This is a genomic window from Citrobacter freundii complex sp. CFNIH4 (assembly GCF_002934505.1).
Lineage (GTDB): Bacteria > Pseudomonadota > Gammaproteobacteria > Enterobacterales > Enterobacteriaceae > Citrobacter > Citrobacter freundii.
The window spans coordinates 4,467,330-4,486,641 of the sequence record NZ_CP026231.1 but is presented as its reverse complement, the minus strand read 5'-3'; the positions used below and the strand labels follow the sequence as shown (position 1 = coordinate 4,486,641).

Below are 19,312 nucleotides of genomic sequence, written 5' to 3'. Positions count from 1 at the left end.
CCATTATTCACGCCAGAAGGTAGGGGTAAAGAGCACCAGCAGAGTAAAGACCTCCAGACGACCAAACAGCATATTGGCAATCAGGATCCACTTCGCCACAGGGTTCATACTGGCAAAGTTGTCGGCAACAACCCCCAGTCCAGGCCCCAGGTTATTCAACGTTGCCACAACAGAGGCAAACGCGGAGAAGTCATCAACGCCGGTCGCAATAATCGCCAGCATACTGATAATAAAGACCAACGCATAGGCAGAGAAGAATCCCCATACGGCTTCAAGAATTCGCTCCGGCAACGCACGGTTACCCAGTTTGATACTGTAAACCGCATTCGGATGAACCAGTCGTTTCAATTCGCGGTTGCCTTGCTTAAACAGCAGCAGGATACGAATCACCTTCAAGCCCCCCCCCGTCGACCCGGCACAGCCGCCGATAAAAGCAGAACACAGCAGCAGCACCGGCAGGAACAGCGGCCAGCGGGCAATACTGTCCGTGGTAAATCCGGCAGTCGTCGCCATCGATACCACCTGGAAAAAGGCCTGGTTGATCGTCGTGAGCGCCGAGCCATAGGTATTGTGTATCCACAGCACCAACGTACAGACAGCCACCAGCGTCAACTGCACGCCGATGAACATGCGGAATTCCGGATCGCGCCAGTAAACCTTCAGACTACGCCCACTTAATAAAGAGAAGTGCAGACCATAGTTACAACCGGAGATCAGCAAGAAGATTGCAATAATCGTATTAATCGTGGGACTGTCGAAATACCCCACGCTGGCATCGTGTGTGGAAAAACCACCGATGGCAATCGTGGCAAAACTGTGCCCAATGGCGTCAAACGCGGGCATCCCGGCAAACCATAGCGCCAGCGCGCACGCCACCGTCAGTAATACATAGATAAGCCACAGCGTTTTCGCCGTTTCGGCAATACGCGGGCGCATCTTATTATCTTTCAGCGGCCCCGGCATTTCTGCCCGATAAAGCTGCATCCCACCCACGCCAAGAATAGGCAGGATAGCCACCGCCAGCACGATGATCCCCATCCCGCCGAACCATTGCAGCATCTGGCGATAAAAGAGAATCGCGTGTGGCAATGAATCCAGCCCCACCAACGTCGTTGCACCGGTGGTGGTCAATCCGGAAAAGGATTCAAAAAAAGCGTCGGTTATCGTCAGGTTTGGGCTTTCCGCAAAGATGAACGGTAGCGCACCCACGCTGCCCAGAACGGTCCAGAACAAAACGACAATCAGAAATCCTTCGCGCGATTTCAGCTCGCCCTTCTCTTTACGGTTTGGCCACCACAGCATGGAGCCGATCGCCAAAGCAACGAAGAAAGTTTGGGTGAATGCACGCCCTGCCCCGTCACGGTAGATGAGCGCTACCAGTCCAGGGATAATCATTGTCCCCGAGAATAAGATGACCAGTAGTCCAACGATTCGGGTGATGGCGCGAAAATGCATCTCTGCCGCTTCCTTAGTTCTTTAAAATGAGGTGGGGATTATTCTTCAATCGCTAACAATTGCAATGAACCACGACTAAAATCCGCCAGTTTTGCCGAAAACTCATCCACTTTGGCAAAAGGAAGCGCCACCCTGAGTCGAACAAAAGCCTGGTAATCACTGGCAACGACTTTACCGTCAAACTGCCCCAGCAAAGCTTCAATGCCTGCCAGCTGACCGTACTCACACTGCAAAGTATATTCGGTTAATGGCGTCTTGCGCTGTGTCGTTAACTGGCGCAACGCCTGATTCACACCGCCGCCGTAGGCTTTTACCAATCCTCCAGTACCGAGAAGGATACCGCCGTAGTAGCGCACGACTACAGCGGTAATCTCACCGACACCGCTCCCCATCAGCTGTGCGAGCATTGGCTTGCCTGCCGTTCCCGCAGGTTCACCATCGTCTGAAAATCCAAGCTGTTGTGAATCATTCGGCGAGCCCGCCACCCACGCCACGCAATGGTGACGGGCATCCGGGTGTTCAGCTTTCACTGACTCAACAAAGGCTTTCGCCGCTTCGACTCCATCGGTATGAGCAAGAAGCGTAATGAAGCGGCTTTTCTTGATTTCTTCAACAACGGTGACCGGTGCCGCAGGAATTAACCAACTGTCCATTACGCCAGTTTTAAATCCCGCGTCATGTTTTCAACGTTGTTCTCGTGGATCACCACATTATCTTCAATACGAATGCCACCGAACGGTTTCAGCGCTTCAATTTTCTGCCAGTTGAAGTGTTTGCTGAACTGCCCTTCACGCCACGGCGCTAACAGAGACTCAATAAAGTAAATACCTGGCTCAATGGTCAGCACCATTCCCGGCTGGAGCACGCGAGTGCAGCGCAGGTACGGGTATTTCGACGGCGCAGCGAGATGCGTGCCGCTGTCATCCTGCATAAAACCAGCAACGTCATGAACCTGCAGACCCAGCGGATGACCAATACCGTGCGGCATAAACGGCCCGGTGAGATCGTTCTCCACCATCGCTTCTTCACTCATATCGGTGATGATTTGATGCTTACGCAGCAGCTTCGCGATGCGCTGATGGAACTGAATGTGGTAATCCACGTAGCTGGTACCTGCTTTCATGGTGGCAATCAGCGCCAGCTCTTCGTCGTTAACGTCTTTCACCAGATGCGCATAGTCGTTGTCGCTTTTCGCCGACCAGGTACGCGTCAGGTCTGCCGCATAGCCGTTGTATTCCGCGCCAGCGTCGAGCAGGAAGCTGCGGATTTCAGACGGCGCCTGATGATCCAGCTTGGTGTAATGAAGAACCGAAGCATGCTCGTTAAGCGCCACGATGTTGCTGTATGGCACGTCGGTGTCGCGGTGACCGGTGGCAGTCAGGTAAGCGAGGTTGATGTCAAACTCGCTCATTCCGGAACGGAACGCTTCTTCTGCTGCACGGTGTCCATTTACCGCCATTTTCTGCGCTTCGCGCATACAGGCCAGTTCGTAGTCCGTTTTATAGGCACGGTAATAATGCAGGTAGTCAATCACCCCTTTCGGGTTGATGTTGCTGGCCGCGATGTCCAGTTGCAGGGCACGTTCCGGAACCGGGCCAATGTAACCGATATTGCCGCGAGCAGCTGGCAGTTGGCTACCGATACCATCCGCTTTCGGCAGCGCGATGATCTCGATTTCTTCCGTCCAGAAAGAGGTAGGCAGCGGCTCAACGTTGTGCCAGTAATCGACCGGCAGGTAGAACCACAGTTTCGGCTTGTTTACGCCATCCACCAGCAACCAGCAGTTAGGAACCTGCGTGACAGGCACCCAGGCTTTGAATTGCGGATTGACCTTAAACGGGTACGGATGATCGTCGAGAAAGACGTTAACAAGTTCGCCTGAGTGAATAAGTAACGCATCCAGCTTGAAGCGCTCCAGCGCGTCGCGCGTCCGTTCTTGTAAGGTAACGATATGATTTTTATAGAGTGCGGCCAGTGATTCCATTTTCTATCCTTCTGTTTTTTTGACCTCAAGTCTCCGCATCTTAGCACATCGCTTTGTGAGTGCGTGATTTCTGCCGAGCGTGATCGAATCGTCATTTCTTTAATCATTCATTTGCATTTTATTAACATAAAACACACACTTCGATTCATCTGGTATGACCAGATCACCTTGCGGATTCAGGAGACTGACATGCTTTACAAAGGCGACACCCTGTACCTCGACTGGCTGGAAGATGGCATCGCCGAACTGGTGTTCGATGCCCCTGGTTCGGTCAATAAACTCGACACGGCCACCGTTGCCAGCCTGGGCCATGCGCTTGATGTGCTGGAAAAACAACCGAATTTAAAAGGGCTGCTTCTGCGCTCTAACAAAGCAGCCTTTATTGTTGGTGCCGATATCACCGAATTCCTTTCACTGTTCCTCGTGCCTGAAGAGCAACTGAGCCAGTGGCTGCATTTTGCCAACAGCGTCTTTAACCGCCTCGAAGATCTACCTGTTCCGACCCTCTCAGCGGTAAATGGCTATGCGTTGGGCGGTGGCTGCGAGTGTGTCCTGGCAACCGACTATCGTCTGGCAACGCCGGACCTGCGCATTGGCCTGCCGGAAACCAAGCTGGGCATTATGCCGGGCTTTGGCGGCTCCGTGCGTATGCCACGTATGCTGGGTGCGGACAGCGCACTGGAAATCATTGCGGCAGGTAAAGACGTTGGTGCTGAGCAGGCGCTAAAAATCGGTCTGGTCGATGGCGTAGTGAAGCAAGACAAACTGCTTGATGGCGCGATTGCGGTATTACGTCAGGCGATTAACGGCGACCTTGACTGGAAAGCCAAACGTCAGCCGAAGCTGGAGCCGTTGAAACTCAGCAACATTGAAGCGGCTATGAGCTTTACCATCGCCAAAGGCATGGTGGCGCAGACGGCAGGTAAGCATTATCCCGCACCGATTACTGCGGTAAAAACCATTGAAGCAGCGGCTCGTTTTGGCCGTGAAGAAGCGCTGAATCTGGAAAATAAAAGCTTTGTGCCGCTGGCGCACACCAGTGAAGCTCGCGCGCTGGTTGGGATCTTCCTTAACGATCAGTTCGTGAAAGCCAAAGCCAAAAAGCTCACCAAAAATATTGAAGCACCAAAGCAAGCGGCAGTGCTGGGTGCAGGCATTATGGGCGGCGGCATCGCTTACCAGTCAGCCTGGAAAGGCGTGCCGGTTGTCATGAAAGATATCAACGACAAATCATTAACGCTGGGCATGACCGAAGCGGCCAAACTGCTGAACAAACAGCTTGAGCGCGGCAAAATTGACGGTCTGAAAATGGCGGGCGTGATTTCCACTATTCATCCAACCCTCGACTATAGCGGTTTTGAGCGTGTGGACGTGGTGGTTGAAGCGGTCGTGGAAAACCCGAAAGTGAAAAAAGCGGTACTGGCGGAAACCGAAGATCAGGTACGCCCGGACACCGTACTGGCGTCGAATACCTCGACCATCCCAATCAACGAGCTGGCCAGCGCGCTCAAGCGCCCGGAAAACTTCTGTGGGATGCACTTCTTTAACCCAGTACACCGCATGCCACTGGTTGAGATCATTCGCGGCGAGAAAAGCTCGGATGAAACCATCGCCAAAGTTGTCGCATGGGCAAGCCAGATGGGCAAAACGCCAATTGTGGTCAACGACTGCCCCGGTTTCTTCGTGAACCGCGTGCTGTTCCCGTATTTTGCCGGTTTCAGCCAGCTGCTGCGCGATGGGGCAGATTTCCGCAAAGTCGATAAAGTCATGGAAAAACAGTTTGGCTGGCCGATGGGCCCGGCTTATCTGCTGGACGTGGTGGGAATTGATACCGCACATCACGCGCAGGCAGTGATGTCCGCAGGCTTCCCTCAGCGTATGCAGAAAGATTATCGCGACGCGATAGACGCCCTATTTGATGCTAACCGTTTCGGACAGAAAAACGGTCTTGGATTCTGGCGTTATAAAGAAGACAACAAGGGCAAGCCGAAAAAAGAAGAGGATGCCACCGTTGATGATCTGCTGGCAGAAGTCAGCCAGCCGAAACGCGAATTCAGTGATGAAGAGATTATCGCTCGCATGATGATCCCAATGGTCAACGAAGTGGTACGGTGCCTGGAAGAAGGCATTATAGCCAGCCCGGCAGAAGCCGATATGGCACTGGTGTATGGCCTGGGCTTCCCTCCGTTCCACGGCGGCGCGTTCCGCTGGCTGGATACGCTCGGCAGCGCGAAGTATCTCGATATGGCCCAGCAGTATCAGCACCTCGGAGCGCTGTATGAAGTTCCGGCTGGTCTGCGTGATAAGGCGCGCCATAACGAACCGTATTATCCCCAGGTTGAGCCTGCCCGCCCGGTTGGCAGCCTGAAAACGGCTTAAGGAGTCACAATGGAACAGGTTGTAATTGTTGATGCGATCCGTACCCCGATGGGCCGTTCAAAAGGGGGGGCGTTTCGTAACGTGCGGGCAGAAGATCTCTCCGCACACTTAATGCGTAGCCTGCTGGCGCGTAATCCGGCACTGGAGCCAACCGCGCTGGATGACATTTACTGGGGCTGTGTGCAGCAAACGCTGGAGCAGGGTTTCAACATCGCCCGTAACGCCGCGCTGCTGGCGGAAATTCCGCACTCCGTTCCGGCGGTCACCGTGAACCGCCTGTGCGGTTCATCAATGCAGGCGCTGCACGACGCGGCACGTATGATCATGACCGGCGATGCTCAGGCATGCCTGATTGGTGGCGTGGAGCATATGGGCCATGTACCAATGAGCCACGGCGTTGATTTCCATCCGGGCATGAGCCGCAACGTAGCAAAAGCGGCGGGGATGATGGGTCTGACCGCAGAAATGCTCTCCCGCATGCACGGCATCAGCCGTGAAATGCAGGATGCTTTCGCCGCACGTTCACATGCTCGCGCCTGGGCTGCAACACAGTCTGGCGCATTTAAAAACGAAATCATCCCAACCGGCGGTCATGATGCCGACGGCGTGCTGAAGCAGTTTAACTACGATGAGGTTATCCGCCCGGAGACAACCGTTGAAGCGCTCTCCACCCTGCGCCCGGCGTTCGATCCGGTTAGTGGAACGGTCACTGCCGGTACATCCTCCGCGCTCTCCGACGGCGCAGCGGCGATGCTGGTGATGAGTGAAAGTCGCGCCCGTGAGCTGGGTCTGACGCCACGAGCCCGTATTCGTTCGATGGCTGTTGTTGGCTGCGACCCGTCAATCATGGGTTACGGTCCGGTTCCAGCCTCAAAGCTGGCGCTGAAAAAAGCGGGACTCTCCACCAGCGACATCGGCTTGTTTGAGATGAACGAAGCCTTTGCCGCTCAGATCCTGCCGTGCATTAAAGATCTGGGACTGATGGAGCAGATAGACGAGAAGATCAACCTCAACGGCGGCGCGATCGCTCTGGGCCACCCACTGGGATGCTCCGGGGCACGTATCAGCACCACCCTGCTCAACCTGATGGAACGCAAAGACGTACAGTTTGGCCTGGCGACGATGTGTATCGGGTTAGGTCAGGGCATCGCGACGGTATTTGAGCGAGTTTAATCAAAGATAAATTCCCCTAAATAATTCGCGCTGCATCGCGGCGGCAACTGAGCGAATCCCCGGGAGCATAGATAACTATGTGACCGGGGTGAGCAAAGGCAGCCAACAAAGAGGCAGTGTGAATTATGACGGGGAAAGGTTTAGTTGCCGTTCTTCCCGCCTGTCAGGGGCGGGTTTTTTATTTCCCTGAACTACCACGCACCACTAACTGCACCGGCAACAGCAGATTCTCTTCCTGATTTTCTTCCAGCAATAAACGCAGCGCTTCACGCCCCAATTGTTGTTTATCAACCGCAATGGTGGTGAGTGGTGGATGTGACCAGGCCGCAGCATCAATATCATCAAACCCCACCAACGCAAGATCTTCCGGGATACGTATACCCTGCTGCGCACACACCCGTTGAACAACCAGCGCTGCCGCGTCGTTATAGGCAAAAATAGCGTCGGGCGGCTCTGGCAGGCTGAGCAATTCATTAATCGCCTCCACCAAAGATTGCTCGGTATCCAGCAGTGGCGGCGCAATGGCTTCATACTCTGGCGGCATCAGCAAACGGGCTTCATACAATGCCTGACGGTAGCCCTTCTCGCGCTGACGGATGCTGTAGTGCGCAAGCGAACTGGCAAGAAAAGCGATACGGCTGCGCCCTTGCGCAATCAGATGTTGCGTGGCCAGATAACCGCCCTGGGTATTGTCCGGGTTCACGCAAGGCAGGCCCGGCGCCCAGAGATCCACCAGCACCAACGGCAGTTTCATCTGTTGCAGCAAGCCAAGTAATTCAGGCTCAAAAAATCCCGCGCAGATTAGCGCATCAGGCTGGTGCAACATCACCTGCTCACTCACTGCATCGCCTGGACCAATGGAGAGAAAGCTCAGCGCAATACCATGGTCACGACAGTTATCTTCTATCCCCAGCAGCAGTTGAGAATAAAACGGCAATGCCCGGCTGATATTGTGCTGGCGGTGCAGCAAAAACAGGACGCGTTTGATCTTGTCTGCACGCAGGCGAGAAAAATCATAACCCTGCTGCTGCGCCACAGAAATAATGCGCAGCCGGGTATCTTCACGTAGCCCTGGCTGCCCTTTCAGGGCGCGGGAAACCGCGCCAACCGAGACACCACAAGCTTCGGCAATGTCCCTGATACGTACAGGTTTAGTCATGTCACTCTCATTGATTTACGCTGGCCTTTTGTGCCCCCAGCCAGGCCGCGCCGCGTACGCCGCTGCTGTCACCGTGTCGGGCCTGAACGATCGGCGTACGACACTGTTTACCAAATACGTACTGCGCCACTCGCGCCTGCAAGCCTGAGTACAGTAAAGTGATATTGGATACCCCACCGCCCAGCACGATAACATCGGGATCGAGCGTATTCACCACCCCCGCCAACGCGCGCGCCAGTTGATCGCAATAGCGTTCCCATAACAAACAGGCATCTGCATCACCCGATTCTACCCGCTGCATAATATGTGGCACATCTGCATGTTGTGCGGTGTGACTCATATACTGACGCTCCAGGCCGCTGCCGGAAATAAAGCTCTCAATACAGTTCACCTGTCCGCAATAGCATGTCACTTCAGCCCCATCCCGAGATTCGTGGTAGCGCGGCAATGCATTATGTCCCCACTCTCCTGCACAGGCGTTAGGTCCGGAGATCAAACGGTTATCGATGCATAGTCCACCGCCGCAACCGGTACCGAGGATCACACCAAATACCACGCTATGCCCGTGTCCGCTACCGTCCATCGCTTCCGACAGGGTAAAGCAGTTGGCATCATTAGTAACAGGCACGGGTATTCCTAACGCTCGCTCAAGGTCTTGAGCAAAAGCCTGCTGATTCAACACCAGGATGTTCGAATTCTTAATCAAACCTTCGCTATCCACCGCGCCAGGCACTCCAACACCAACCGATAAAGACTGATTAACGGCCAGTCTGGCCTTAGAAATCATCTCCGTCACGGCCTGGAAAAAATCACCGTAACTCTGCTTTGGTGTCGCACATCGCTCGCGGTAAACAATTTCACCCGCGTTATCAATCACCACCGCTTCAATTTTAGTCCCGCCGATATCCAGTCCGAGCCTCATGGTTTTCCCTCGTTGATGTCCAGCAATGTGATGCGATACAGCTTGCCCATTTTGTTTACTAAACAAAATGAGACCCGTCACAAAAAATCAGTTTTATGGTTAATAGATAGGAAAAACATGTTTACTAAAAATGTTCTGAAAAGAGGAGCAGTGAGACCGGGCTTGCACCCTGTTAGAAGAAGTAAGGTTGATGATGGATGCGCCGGAAGGACTCCGGCGCACAGCGCTTAAATGAACGCGAACGCGTCGCCAAACAGGCGATCTTCACGTGCCTGACGCTCATTACAGAACAGGTCGCGCGCGATTTTTGCCATCTCAAAACGACCGGCAATGTAGATATCGTGTTCCGCCAGAGTACCGTAATCCTGCAATACTGCCGTTAACACGGTTCCCGTACGACCACGCCAGCCGTCTTCAGGCTGCTCTACCACCGGCTCAACACGCAGGTTCGGGTGATTCACCGACAATGCTTCCAGCTCTGAGAGATCGTAGAGATGCTTCTCTTCGCGCCCGCCCCAGTAAATAGTGATATCGCGGTTGGGATTGCGTGCCAGCGCGGTAAGCAGAATAGAACGCACGTAAGAGAACCCTGTACCTCCGGCAATCAGGATCAGCGGGCGCTCGTCTTCATCACGCAGCCAGGCTTCGCCATGCGGAATATCGACTTTGATTTCCCGGTCTTTCAGAATACGGTCCATCACGGCCATGGCGTAAAGATTTAGCTCAGAGGCGCCAACGTGCAGCTCAATGAATCCTTGCTCGTCCGGCGTTGATGCCATGGAGAACGGACGCTTATCCCTTTCGTCCATCACGACCATTAAATACTGGCCAGCACGAAAGGAAAACGCCGCGTCTGGCACTAAACGAACGCGATATACGGTGTCAGTTATAGCTTCTACCGAGGTCACTTTACAGCTTAAGGTTGTCATGCGCTCTCTCTGTCGGATCAATAGGCAAAACGATCGCGCCTCAGGCGCTTTTGCCGTCATTAAAGATGGCCAGTTCATCCCAAATTGCGTCAATACGCGCAGTCACTTCAGGATCTTTTTTAATCGGGCGTCCCCATTCGCGTTGGGTTTCGCCCGGCCATTTATTTGTGGCATCCAGCCCCATTTTTGAACCAAGGCCGGAAACCGGCGAGGCAAAGTCCAGGTAATCAATTGGCGTATTCTCTACCAGTACCGTATCCCGGGCGGGGTCCATACGGGTAGTAATAGCCCAAATTACATCATTCCAGTCGCGCGCGTTAACGTCATCATCGCAGACAATAACAAATTTGGTGTACATGAACTGGCGCAAAAACGACCAAACACCCATCATGACGCGTTTGGCATGGCCTGCGTACTGTTTTTTCATCGTCACCACGGCCAGACGATATGAACAGCCTTCCGGAGGCAGGTAAAAATCGACGATTTCCGGGAACTGCTTTTGCAGAATAGGAACGAATACTTCGTTCAGCGCCACGCCGAGCACTGCTGGCTCATCAGGCGGGCGTCCGGTATAGGTAGAGTGATAAATAGCATCTTCACGCTGGGTAATGTGGGTGACGGTAAAGACCGGGAAATTATCTACTTCGTTGTAGTAGCCGGTATGATCGCCATAGGGCCCTTCTGGAGCCAGCTCGCCCGGTTCGATGTACCCTTCCAGTACGATTTCTGCGCTGGCAGGCACTTCCAGGTCGTTGGAAATACATTTGACCACTTCGGTCTTGGTACCGCGCAACAGCCCGGCAAATGCGTACTCGGATAATGTATCAGGAACGGGCGTCACGGCCCCCAGAATGGTCGCAGGATCTGCCCCCAACGCCACTGAAACCGGGAAACGTTCACCAGGATGCGCCGCGCACCACTCCTGATAATCAAGCGCGCCGCCGCGATGGGACAACCAGCGCATAATAAGCTTGTTTTTACCAATCAGCTGCTGGCGATAGATGCCCAGATTCTGCCGCTCTTTATGCGGACCACGCGTGACGGTGAGTCCCCAGGTAATCAGCGGCGCGGCATCTTCCGGCCAGCAGGTCATAATCGGAATGCGGTTTAAATCAACGTCATCGCCTGAGTAGATTTTTTGCTGACAAGGCGCACCGCGCAACCGCTTAGTCGGCATGTTCAACACCTGCTTAAACTGCGGCAGCTTATCAAACAGATCGCGGAATCCTTTCGGTGGCTCTGGCTCTTTCAAAAACGCCAACAGTTTACCGACTTCTCGTAGCGCCGAGACATCTTCTTGTCCCATCCCCATCGCAACACGCTTTGGTGTGCCAAACAGGTTACACAGCACCGGCATTGAATAGCCTTTCGGATTCTCAAACAGTAAGGCAGGCCCACCGGCACGCAGAGTGCGATCGGCAATTTCAGTAATTTCCAGGTGGGGATCCACCTCAAGCGAAATGCGTTTGAGCTCGCCCTGCTGTTCAAGCAGCGTCAGGAAGTCGCGTAAATCGTGATATTTCATGGCGTCCATTGTGGCCTCTTCGTAAGCGCTTCATTATACGGCGTTCATCATTGTGATGCTGTATTTTTGTTAAATTAGCGTGAACTCTGGCGATACATATAAGCCCTGGGAGTATATACCCATTGGGTTTCAGCCTGCGTTGAGGCGGGTATAATTAACTTAACGCATGGCTTTTGCTATGCTGGCGCTCAGAACAAGCGGATAAGAGTTATTATGCAATCCTGGTATTTACTGTACTGCAAACGTGGGCAACTTCAGCGAGCCCAGGAACACCTGGAAAGGCAGGCGGTGAACTGCCTGACGCCTATGATCACCCTGGAAAAAATAGTGCGCGGTAAACGTACCACAGTCAGTGAACCACTATTCCCTAATTACATGTTTGTCGAGTTCGACCCGGAAGTGATCCACACCACCACTATCAATGCCACGCGTGGTGTCAGCCATTTCGTCCGTTTTGGCGCGACGCCTGCGACAGTTCCTTCTCCCGTTATTCACCAGCTTTCTATCTACAAGCCTGAAGGAATTGTTGACCCGCAAACTCCTCAGCCAGGGGACAGCGTGATTATTACTGAAGGGGCGTTTGAGGGGCTAAAAGCGATCTTCACCGAACCGGATGGCGAAGCGCGTTCCATGCTACTGCTTAACCTGTTGAATAAAGAGGTTAAGCAGAGCGTGAAAAATACCGGCTTTCGAAAAATTTAAGCCGTTTAGAAGGTCACTTCGAACAGCGTTCGGACGTTAGCATCAATGCTTGCTGACAGCCATTGAGGATTTTCACCGCGCCAGTGGGCAATACGCTCAAGAATATGTGGCAGGTGCGCCGGTTCATTGCGCCGTGACGTCGGTTTAGGCGTTAAGTCGCGAGGGAGTAGGTAAGGCGCATCGGTTTCAATCAGCAGCCTTTCCACCGGAATAAACGGCAGCAGTTCCCGCAGTTCCATCCCCCGGCGCTCATCACAGACCCAGCCGGTGATACCGATATAGAGTCCCCGGTCCACGCAGTCCTGCATCTCCTGTCGCGTTCCGGTAAAACAGTGCAGCACCGCGCCTGGGAGGCTATCCAGCCACGGCTCCAGCAACGTCAGAAAACGCTCGTGGGCATCCCGACAATGCATGAAAATCGGCATCTGCAGTTCAGCAGCAATGCGCAGCTGCGCCTCAAAAGCACGTTCCTGCTCCTGCGGCGTGGAGAAATTGCGATTGAAATCCAGACCGCACTCGCCAATAGCGACCACCTCAGACTGGTTTGCCAGCGAGATAATCTCGTCTTCCGTTGAGGACTGCCATTGGCTGCTGTCATGCGGGTGCACGCCAGCCGTGGACCAGCAATGCGGATAATGCTGTGCCAACTTTAGCGCCTGCTGGCTTTCGTGCAGGTTTGTTCCGGTCAGAAGCATACCGTTTACGCCCGCAGCAAAGGCGCGCGCCACAACATCATCCCTGTCTTTTGCAAATTGTGAACTGGTTAAATTAACGCCAATGTCAAACATGCTACCTCCCATATGACAACCGCCCTGACGGGCGGTTGAATTTACTCTTCTGTTTTCTCGGTGGCTTCGGCTTCTTTTGCTTCTTCAGCCTCGTTGTCCTCATCTCGCGTACGTCGCTTGCCGACATAGAAACGAGAGAAGAAAACGCCCACTTCAAACAGGCAGTACATCGGTATCGCCAACAACGTTTGCGAGAAGACATCTGGCGGGGTCAGTAACATCCCGACGACGAATGCTCCCACCACAACGTAAGGTCGTTTCTTACGTAAATCGTCTGGCGTCGTAATGCCCATCCAGCATAGCAGCACAATGGCGACAGGGACCTCAAAAGAGACACCGAAAGCCATAAATAGCGCCATGACGAAACTGAGATAGCTGGCAATGTCCGTTGATACCTGTACGCCTTGCGGAGCCGTGTTAGCCAGAAAACCAAACGCCAACGGGAAGACAACAAAATAGGCGAATGCCATGCCGATGTAGAACAGCAACGAACTGGAGACCAGCAGCGGCACAACCAGGCGACGTTCATGTTTGTACAAAGCAGGCGCAATGAATGCCCATACCTGGTAGAGGATCACTGGCGCTGACAGGATCAGCGACACCATGAAGGTCAACTTGATTGGCGTAAAGAACGGCGAAGCCACATCGGTGGCGATCATCGTTGCACCCTGCGGCATCTGTTTAATCAGAGGCGCTGCAACCATATGGTAAATGTCGTTGGCAAAATAAACCAACGCCAGAAAGATCGCGATTACCGCAATAATGCAGTTCAGGAGTCGCTTACGCAGCTCAATAAGATGCGTGATGAGCGGTTGGGTATCTTCTACAGACATGTTTACGGTTTATCACTCGACGAGGGTGAGGATTCGACAACAGGTGCGGCAGCTTTCTTTTCTGCATCCATCAACGTAGCGGAAGTGTTTTCCGTCGGCTCTGGCGTTTTAGCACCCGTGGATTCCGGTTTTTGCTCCGGCGAACTGGCCTGATTTTCAGCGGCGGCAGGGGTGACCCCTTCTCGCTGCGCTTCACCTTCTTTCACCACCGGATTATGGATAGTGTGCGCTTCATCGCTCGCTTTCTCAGGATCGTGCACGCTGTAAGAACGCTTCATCGATTCCGCCGCTTCACGCAGCTCATCCATTGACGCTTTCAGCTCCGGGGTCAGATTTGTCAGGCTCGCTTTCTCTACTTTCTTCAGGCTGTCCTGAAACTCCTGAAGCTTAAGCTCCTGGGTCAGTTCATTCTGAACAGTAGTTGCCAGGGAACGTAAAGCACGCACCCAGCCAGCAACCGTTTTTACCGCTACGGGTAATCGTTGCGGCCCCAGGACAATGAGGCCGATCACGAACACCAATAACAGTTCGCTAAAACCGATATCAAACACGGATTATACCTGCTCTTTATCTTGGCTTTTGGCGTCTTCCTTTTTCACTTCGCCCTGCTTATCGGTGATGGATTTAGCTGTAAAATCAGCGTCCTGGCTGGTTTTATCTTGCTTAGGCTCATCATCACCCATCGCTTTTTTGAAGCCTTTAATCGATGCGCCAAGATCGGAACCGATGGAGCCGAGTTTCTTGGTGCCAAATAGCAGTACAACGATGACGGCAATGATCAACAACTGCCAAATACTGATACCACCCATACATGTTCCTCTGTCATAGATGATGAATTAATAAGGCCGTAGTATACGTTACACGGCCTGCCTTGGGCGATGAAAAATTCAGCGCATTTTGCGCCAGCCGATTAACCAGGCTAAGACACCGCCTGCCATCAACCAGCCCGGCATAAGCCCCCACTCAGGGCGGCTTACCAGCAGGAATGTTCCACTTAGCAACAATGTTGCGCCAATGCCCAATAAATAACGGGATTGTCCCTGGCGTACATGATTCGCGTGAAGCTCGCGGGCAATCTTATCAACACTGTGCTGTAAATATTTGCCCTGGCGCAAACTGTCATACACCAGTTCAGGTATTTCTGGCATTTTTTCGACCCAGAACGGTGCTTTTTCTTTAAATGCCCTAACGAGCGCCGGAATACCGACCTGATCTTTAATCCAGGATTCGAGGAATGGCTTAGCCGTTTTCCACAAATCTAACTGCGGGTAGAGCTGTCGTCCGACACCCTCAACGTACAGCAGCGTCTTCTGTAGCAATACCAGTTGAGGCTGGACTTCCATATTGAAGCGGCGCGCAGTGTTGAACAAATTCAACAGCACATGACCAAAGGAAATCTCCGCCAGCGGTTTTTCAAAAATCGGCTCGCACACGGTACGAATGGCAAATTCAAACTCTTCAACGTTGGTATCCGGTGGAACCCAACCAGAATCCACGTGCAGTTCAGCAACTTTGCGGTAATCGCGGTTAAAGAACGCAATGAAGTTTTCAGCCAGGTAACGCTTATCTTCTTTGTTTAAAGAGCCCACAATCCCACAATCAATACCAATGTATTTCGGGTTTTCAGGGTGCTCATAACTGACAAAAATGTTCCCAGGGTGCATATCCGCATGGAAAAAGCTGTCGCGGAATACCTGAGTAAAGAAGACCTGAACACCACGTTCAGCCAGCAACTTCATATTGGTGCCGTTCTTCTCAAGCGTGGTGACATCTGAAACCGGGATACCGTAAATGCGCTCCATCACCATCATGTTCTGACTGCAATAGTCGGAATACACTTCCGGGATGTACAGCATCGGGCTATCTTCAAAATTACGTCGTAGCTGAATGGCGTTCGCCGATTCGCGCAGCAGATTTAGCTCATCAATCAACGTTTTTTCATATTCACGGACGACTTCTGTTGGTCGCAGGCGACGCCCATCTGGCAGCAGACGAGGAACCCAACGAGCCAGGCGGTAGATCAGTTTTAAATCCGCTTTGATGACCGGCAGTATGTCCGGGCGAATAACTTTGATCACCACCTCTTTGCCATTCGATTTCAATCGCGCAGTGTGAACCTGAGCAACAGACGCAGATGCCAGCGGCGTGATTTCAAAATCATCAAACCATTCCTCGACGGGCAGCCCGCCCATGGCCTCTTCGATTTGTTTTTTCGCTCTAAGCCCATCAAACGGGGCAACACGATCCTGCAATAGCGCAAGCTGATCGGCGATATGCGGAGGGAAAAGGTCACGACGGGTGGAGAGCATCTGCCCAAACTTGATCCACACCGGGCCGAGTTCCTGTAAAGCCAGTCTCAGCCTTTCTCCCAGCGGTTTGTCTTTATGTCGGTTGGGCATCCAGAACAACGAGTATCGCCACAACCTAAGCGGCAGCGTGATTCGCATTTTGGGGATGAGTTCATCAAGACCGTAGCTTAAAAAAGTGCGAATGATGAAATAAAGGCGCCGTACTTCACCTGGCGTCATTTGGCCTCCAGTTTTTCCAGCCGTTTGGCCAGAGATTCAACCGCGCGCTCAACGGCTGCCGTTTCTTCAGCAAACCATGCAACCTCTAGTGGGCCAGGAGCCATGCGCCACTCTTCGGTGATCGCTTCGGCGACATAGCGCTGCTGGCGCTGAAAGTTATGGCACAGGAACTTCGCTCCACCACGCAAGACTTTGCTGACCCCTTCCGCGACGATATCGCCGGTATAGGGTGCTAACAGTTCTGCAGGATCCAACTCCGCCAGATCGGCCAGCACAACAAAGTTCTGTACTACCTGGATATCACCCTGGACTTCCAGTTCACCGCTGCGGATAAGCGTGGTGAGTTGCTGTCTGTCACGCAATTTCGGTAACACACTGGCATATGTGATTACGGTGCAATCGGCTTCGCCTTCCCACGCCCCCAGCACATCGACCTGGCGCTCACTAAACACCAGGACTAACGATGTTGAAAATCCTTTGAGATCAACACGTAGCACTTTGCCCTGTAAACGCGTTCTGGCTGACTTGAGCGCAGGAGAGCGGTACAGAAAGGTGTTGAGCAGATTTTCAACGCCTGCGGTCACTAAGGGTTTTAAAGGCATCCCCACTCTCCTGTCAGAACTTGTATCCACGATGCAGCGCAACGACACCTGCTGTCAGGTTGTAGTAATCAACGCTTTCGAACCCGGCATCTTGCATCATTGCTTTTAAGGTGTCCTGATCGGGATGCATGCGGATGGATTCCGCCAGATAGCGATAGCTGTCCGCATCGCTTGCTACCATTGAACCTATACGCGGCAGAACATGGAAAGAGTACGCGTCGTAGGCTTTGCTCAACGGTTCGATAATCGGCTTGGAGAATTCCAGCACCAGTAAACGTCCGCCCGGCTTCAATACGCGGTACATGGAGCGTAATGCTTTGTCTTTATCCGTAACGTTGCGCAGACCGAAAGAGATGGTGATGCAGTCAAACGTGTTGTCAGGGAAAGGTAGTGCTTCAGCATTCGCCTGAACGTACTCAACGTTACCCACCACACCAATATTGCGCAGCTTTTCGCGACCCATTTTGAGCATTGAGTCATTGATATCCGCCAGCACAACTTTGCCGGTTTCGCCTACCATGCGAGAGAATTTCGCCGTCAGATCGCCGGTACCGCCTGCTAAATCGAGAACGGTTTGCCCGCGACGCACGCCACTGCAGTCAATGGTGAAGCGCTTCCACAAACGATGAATGCCAAATGACATTAAGTCATTCATAACGTCATATTTAGAGGCCACAGAATGAAAAACGTGGGCCACCATGTCAGCTTTCTGCTCTTTAGCGACGGTCTGAAAGCCAAAGTGCGTCGTTTCTTGTGAATTATCCACCATCTCAGTGCCTGCTCATCCAAAAAATGTTCGAGAAGTGTAACAGATTGGGCCAATTTGCCCTACCCTTCTGCCGGGTTCAACTACCCCAAATGGACTAGTTTGATTGCTGATTTACCGCTTCACCATCGGGGCAAGATGCATCTTGTTGCGTCTCAGGGACCGAGCGCAAGCGGTATTCTTCATCCTGCGTAGTGGCTTGCTCAGCCAGCTCAGGATTAATCTCGCGCTTAATTTCTACACCTAAACTGCGAAACGCTTCTGCCTGCGACAGGACGTTTCCACGACCGGAAGAGAGTTTTTTCATCGCCTGTCGGTAATTATCCTGGGCTTTGTCCAGGCTTTGACCTATTGCCGACATATCATCCACAAACAACCGCATCTTGTCATAAAGTTTGCTGGCCCGATCGGCAATTTGTTGCGCATTACGACTCTGATGCTCGTAGCGCCACAGGTTGGCAATCGTGCGCAATGCCACCAACAGCGTGGTAGGGCTCACCAGCATAATGTTATTTCTAAGCGCTTCGGTAATCAGTTCGGGCTGTCTGTCGAGCGCCAGCAAAAAAGCGGGCTCAACGGGGATAAACATCAGCACATAGTCAAGCGTACGCAGCCCCGGAAGCTGCTGATAGTCTTTGCGGCCCAGCAGACGAATGTGGTTGCGCACCGAGGCGATGTGCTCCTGCAACGCGCTCTCGCGGGTGAATTCATCTTCAGCGTTAAAATAGCGTTCATAGGCGACCAGCGTCATTTTCGCATCAATCACCACATCTTTGCCCTGCGGTAATCGGACAATAACATCTGGCTGCATCCGCGAACGGGCGTCGTTTTCGATGCTGACCTGGGTTTCATATTCATAGCCTTCGCGCAGACCGGAAGCCTCAAGCACCCGCGTGAGTACGACCTCGCCCCAGTTACCCTGCGTTTTGTTATCGCCTTTTAATGCCCGCGTCAGGTTTACCGCTTCCTGTGCCATCTGCGCATTCAGTTGCTGGAGATTACGAATTTCGTGCGCCAGAGTATGACGTTCCTGTGCCTCTTTACCAAAGCTATCCTGAACCTGGCGTCGAAAACCGTCCAGTTGTTCGCGAAGCGGTGCCAGCAGGCTGTTCAGGCTTTGGCGATTTTGCTCATCTACGCGGCGATTGCTGTGCTCGAATATACGGTTCGCCAGATTTTCAAACTGCTCGCTCAGGCGCTGTTCGCTGTTGATCATCTGACGAATCTTATCTTCCGCATGCTGTTGCGTTGCTTCCAGCCGGGTGGTGACTTCCCGGAGATCAGCTTCCAGAGAGGTGTTGATACTGTGCAGGCTGCGCAATTCGTTATTAAGCAGTTCGCACTCATCACGCCAGTGGGCTTCCTGTGAGAGTTGTTGCCGGGCGGCACTTAGCGCGATATCCAGTTCACGTCGTTCTTCGATGAGATCGGCACGGATCCTGTCGGCGTGCGCTTTTGTTGCCAGCCACCCAACCAGCAGCCCTGCGGCTAACGCCAGCACGGCACTCATCATAATTGAAATATCCACAACGCCCCCTTACAGCAACGACTTACCCGCACAAAATAG

Annotated in this window: 18 protein-coding genes; 3 read left to right on the top strand and 15 right to left on the bottom strand. The window is 52.9% G+C overall.

What is annotated here, in order from left to right:
- Nucleotides 1–3 precede the first annotated feature (3 nt).
- The 3 genes from trkH to pepQ are packed head-to-tail and all read right to left on the bottom strand — an operon-like array spanning nucleotide 4 to nucleotide 3,439.
- Nucleotides 4–1,455, bottom strand: coding sequence for a Trk system potassium transporter TrkH (trkH, locus tag C2U41_RS22940; RefSeq protein WP_003017848.1), 1,452 nt, complete (start codon nucleotides 1,453–1,455; stop codon nucleotides 4–6).
- Between the two features lie 38 nt (nucleotides 1,456–1,493).
- Nucleotides 1,494–2,108, bottom strand: a complete 615-nt coding sequence (locus C2U41_RS22935; RefSeq protein ID WP_103848943.1) for an IMPACT family protein — start codon at nucleotides 2,106–2,108, stop codon at nucleotides 1,494–1,496.
- On the bottom strand, nucleotides 2,108–3,439 hold the full coding sequence (gene pepQ / locus C2U41_RS22930) for a Xaa-Pro dipeptidase (RefSeq protein ID WP_103848944.1): 1,332 nt from the start codon (nucleotides 3,437–3,439) through the stop codon (nucleotides 2,108–2,110). The genes C2U41_RS22935 and pepQ overlap by 1 nt, the downstream gene beginning before the upstream one ends.
- 189 nt (nucleotides 3,440–3,628) lie before the next feature.
- Between pepQ and fadB the strand changes: the two genes are divergently transcribed.
- Nucleotides 3,629–5,818: a fatty acid oxidation complex subunit alpha FadB gene (fadB, locus tag C2U41_RS22925; RefSeq protein WP_103848945.1), complete on the top strand. Its 2,190-nt coding sequence runs from the start codon at nucleotides 3,629–3,631 to the stop codon at nucleotides 5,816–5,818.
- A 9-nt stretch (nucleotides 5,819–5,827) separates the two neighbouring features.
- Entirely contained in the window at nucleotides 5,828–6,991 is a 1,164-nt protein-coding gene (gene fadA / locus C2U41_RS22920; protein WP_061066935.1) for an acetyl-CoA C-acyltransferase FadA, read from the top strand.
- 178 nt (nucleotides 6,992–7,169) lie between these two features.
- On the opposite strand, the gene C2U41_RS22915 is transcribed toward fadA, so the two are convergent.
- The 4 genes from C2U41_RS22915 to ubiD all read right to left on the bottom strand — a co-directional run bounded on the left by C2U41_RS22915 (nucleotide 7,170) and on the right by ubiD (nucleotide 11,535).
- Nucleotides 7,170–8,150 carry a LacI family DNA-binding transcriptional regulator gene (locus C2U41_RS22915; protein WP_003017867.1) on the bottom strand — a complete coding sequence of 327 codons (981 nt, stop codon included), beginning with the start codon at nucleotides 8,148–8,150 and terminating at the stop codon, nucleotides 7,170–7,172.
- A 7-nt stretch (nucleotides 8,151–8,157) separates the two neighbouring features.
- Nucleotides 8,158–9,072 carry an ROK family protein gene (locus C2U41_RS22910; RefSeq protein WP_003844652.1) on the bottom strand — a complete coding sequence of 305 codons (915 nt, stop codon included), beginning with the start codon at nucleotides 9,070–9,072 and terminating at the stop codon, nucleotides 8,158–8,160.
- A 227-nt stretch (nucleotides 9,073–9,299) separates the two neighbouring features.
- Entirely contained in the window at nucleotides 9,300–10,001 is a 702-nt protein-coding gene (fre, locus tag C2U41_RS22905; RefSeq protein WP_003017873.1) for an NAD(P)H-flavin reductase, read from the bottom strand.
- A 40-nt stretch (nucleotides 10,002–10,041) separates the two neighbouring features.
- Nucleotides 10,042–11,535, bottom strand: a complete 1,494-nt coding sequence (ubiD, locus tag C2U41_RS22900) for a 4-hydroxy-3-polyprenylbenzoate decarboxylase (RefSeq protein ID WP_003844649.1) — start codon at nucleotides 11,533–11,535, stop codon at nucleotides 10,042–10,044.
- A gap of 204 nt (nucleotides 11,536–11,739) precedes the next feature.
- Here ubiD and rfaH point away from each other — a divergent pair, with 204 nt between their 5' ends.
- Nucleotides 11,740–12,228, top strand: a complete 489-nt coding sequence (gene rfaH, locus C2U41_RS22895) for a transcription/translation regulatory transformer protein RfaH (RefSeq protein ID WP_003017881.1) — start codon at nucleotides 11,740–11,742, stop codon at nucleotides 12,226–12,228.
- A gap of 5 nt (nucleotides 12,229–12,233) precedes the next feature.
- On the opposite strand, the gene tatD is transcribed toward rfaH, so the two are convergent.
- The 8 genes from tatD to rmuC form a co-directional block, all read right to left on the bottom strand.
- Nucleotides 12,234–13,016, bottom strand: a complete 783-nt coding sequence (gene tatD, locus C2U41_RS22890; RefSeq protein ID WP_032950643.1) for a 3'-5' ssDNA/RNA exonuclease TatD — start codon at nucleotides 13,014–13,016, stop codon at nucleotides 12,234–12,236.
- Nucleotides 13,017–13,057: 41 nt separating this feature from the next.
- Nucleotides 13,058–13,849 (bottom strand): Sec-independent protein translocase subunit TatC, encoded by a 792-nt coding sequence (gene tatC / locus C2U41_RS22885; protein ID WP_103848946.1) that lies wholly within the window; start codon nucleotides 13,847–13,849, stop codon nucleotides 13,058–13,060.
- A 2-nt stretch (nucleotides 13,850–13,851) separates the two neighbouring features.
- Complete coding sequence (gene tatB, locus C2U41_RS22880; protein ID WP_003841235.1) at nucleotides 13,852–14,400, bottom strand: Sec-independent protein translocase protein TatB; 549 nt, start codon at nucleotides 14,398–14,400, stop codon at nucleotides 13,852–13,854.
- 3 nt (nucleotides 14,401–14,403) lie between these two features.
- A complete protein-coding gene (tatA, locus tag C2U41_RS22875) occupies nucleotides 14,404–14,658 on the bottom strand; it encodes a Sec-independent protein translocase subunit TatA (protein ID WP_003017888.1) in 255 nt (84 codons plus the stop codon).
- 78 nt (nucleotides 14,659–14,736) lie between these two features.
- Complete coding sequence (gene ubiB / locus C2U41_RS22870) at nucleotides 14,737–16,377, bottom strand: ubiquinone biosynthesis regulatory protein kinase UbiB (RefSeq protein WP_003841233.1); 1,641 nt, start codon at nucleotides 16,375–16,377, stop codon at nucleotides 14,737–14,739.
- Entirely contained in the window at nucleotides 16,374–16,979 is a 606-nt protein-coding gene (gene ubiJ / locus C2U41_RS22865; RefSeq protein WP_103848947.1) for a ubiquinone biosynthesis protein UbiJ, read from the bottom strand. Before ubiJ ends, ubiB begins: the two co-directional genes overlap by 4 nt.
- A gap of 13 nt (nucleotides 16,980–16,992) precedes the next feature.
- The gene (ubiE, locus tag C2U41_RS22860; protein ID WP_003017897.1) at nucleotides 16,993–17,748 is read right to left on the bottom strand and encodes a bifunctional demethylmenaquinone methyltransferase/2-methoxy-6-polyprenyl-1,4-benzoquinol methylase UbiE; all 756 of its coding nucleotides are present in this window, start codon (nucleotides 17,746–17,748) and stop codon (nucleotides 16,993–16,995) included.
- A gap of 94 nt (nucleotides 17,749–17,842) precedes the next feature.
- A complete protein-coding gene (rmuC, locus tag C2U41_RS22855) occupies nucleotides 17,843–19,273 on the bottom strand; it encodes a DNA recombination protein RmuC (RefSeq protein ID WP_096890398.1) in 1,431 nt (476 codons plus the stop codon).
- Between the last annotated feature and the right edge of the window lie 39 nt (nucleotides 19,274–19,312).

Coding starts and splice junctions, on each gene's coding strand:
- ubiJ (WP_103848947.1), bottom strand. CDS start 16,979: ATGCCTTTAAAACCCTTAGTGACCGCAGGCGTTGAAAATCTGCTCAAC.
- C2U41_RS22915 (WP_003017867.1), bottom strand. CDS start 8,150: ATGACTAAACCTGTACGTATCAGGGACATTGCCGAAGCTTGTGGTGTC.
- trkH (WP_003017848.1), bottom strand. CDS start 1,455: ATGCATTTTCGCGCCATCACCCGAATCGTTGGACTACTGGTCATCTTA.
- ubiE (WP_003017897.1), bottom strand. CDS start 17,748: ATGGTGGATAATTCACAAGAAACGACGCACTTTGGCTTTCAGACCGTC.
- fre (WP_003017873.1), bottom strand. CDS start 10,001: ATGACAACCTTAAGCTGTAAAGTGACCTCGGTAGAAGCTATAACTGAC.
- C2U41_RS22935 (WP_103848943.1), bottom strand. CDS start 2,108: ATGGACAGTTGGTTAATTCCTGCGGCACCGGTCACCGTTGTTGAAGAA.
- fadA (WP_061066935.1), top strand. CDS start 5,828: ATGGAACAGGTTGTAATTGTTGATGCGATCCGTACCCCGATGGGCCGT.
- tatC (WP_103848946.1), bottom strand. CDS start 13,849: ATGTCTGTAGAAGATACCCAACCGCTCATCACGCATCTTATTGAGCTG.
- pepQ (WP_103848944.1), bottom strand. CDS start 3,439: ATGGAATCACTGGCCGCACTCTATAAAAATCATATCGTTACCTTACAA.
- rfaH (WP_003017881.1), top strand. CDS start 11,740: ATGCAATCCTGGTATTTACTGTACTGCAAACGTGGGCAACTTCAGCGA.
- ubiD (WP_003844649.1), bottom strand. CDS start 11,535: ATGGACGCCATGAAATATCACGATTTACGCGACTTCCTGACGCTGCTT.
- tatD (WP_032950643.1), bottom strand. CDS start 13,016: ATGTTTGACATTGGCGTTAATTTAACCAGTTCACAATTTGCAAAAGAC.
- ubiB (WP_003841233.1), bottom strand. CDS start 16,377: ATGACGCCAGGTGAAGTACGGCGCCTTTATTTCATCATTCGCACTTTT.
- fadB (WP_103848945.1), top strand. CDS start 3,629: ATGCTTTACAAAGGCGACACCCTGTACCTCGACTGGCTGGAAGATGGC.
- tatA (WP_003017888.1), bottom strand. CDS start 14,658: ATGGGTGGTATCAGTATTTGGCAGTTGTTGATCATTGCCGTCATCGTT.
- C2U41_RS22910 (WP_003844652.1), bottom strand. CDS start 9,072: ATGAGGCTCGGACTGGATATCGGCGGGACTAAAATTGAAGCGGTGGTG.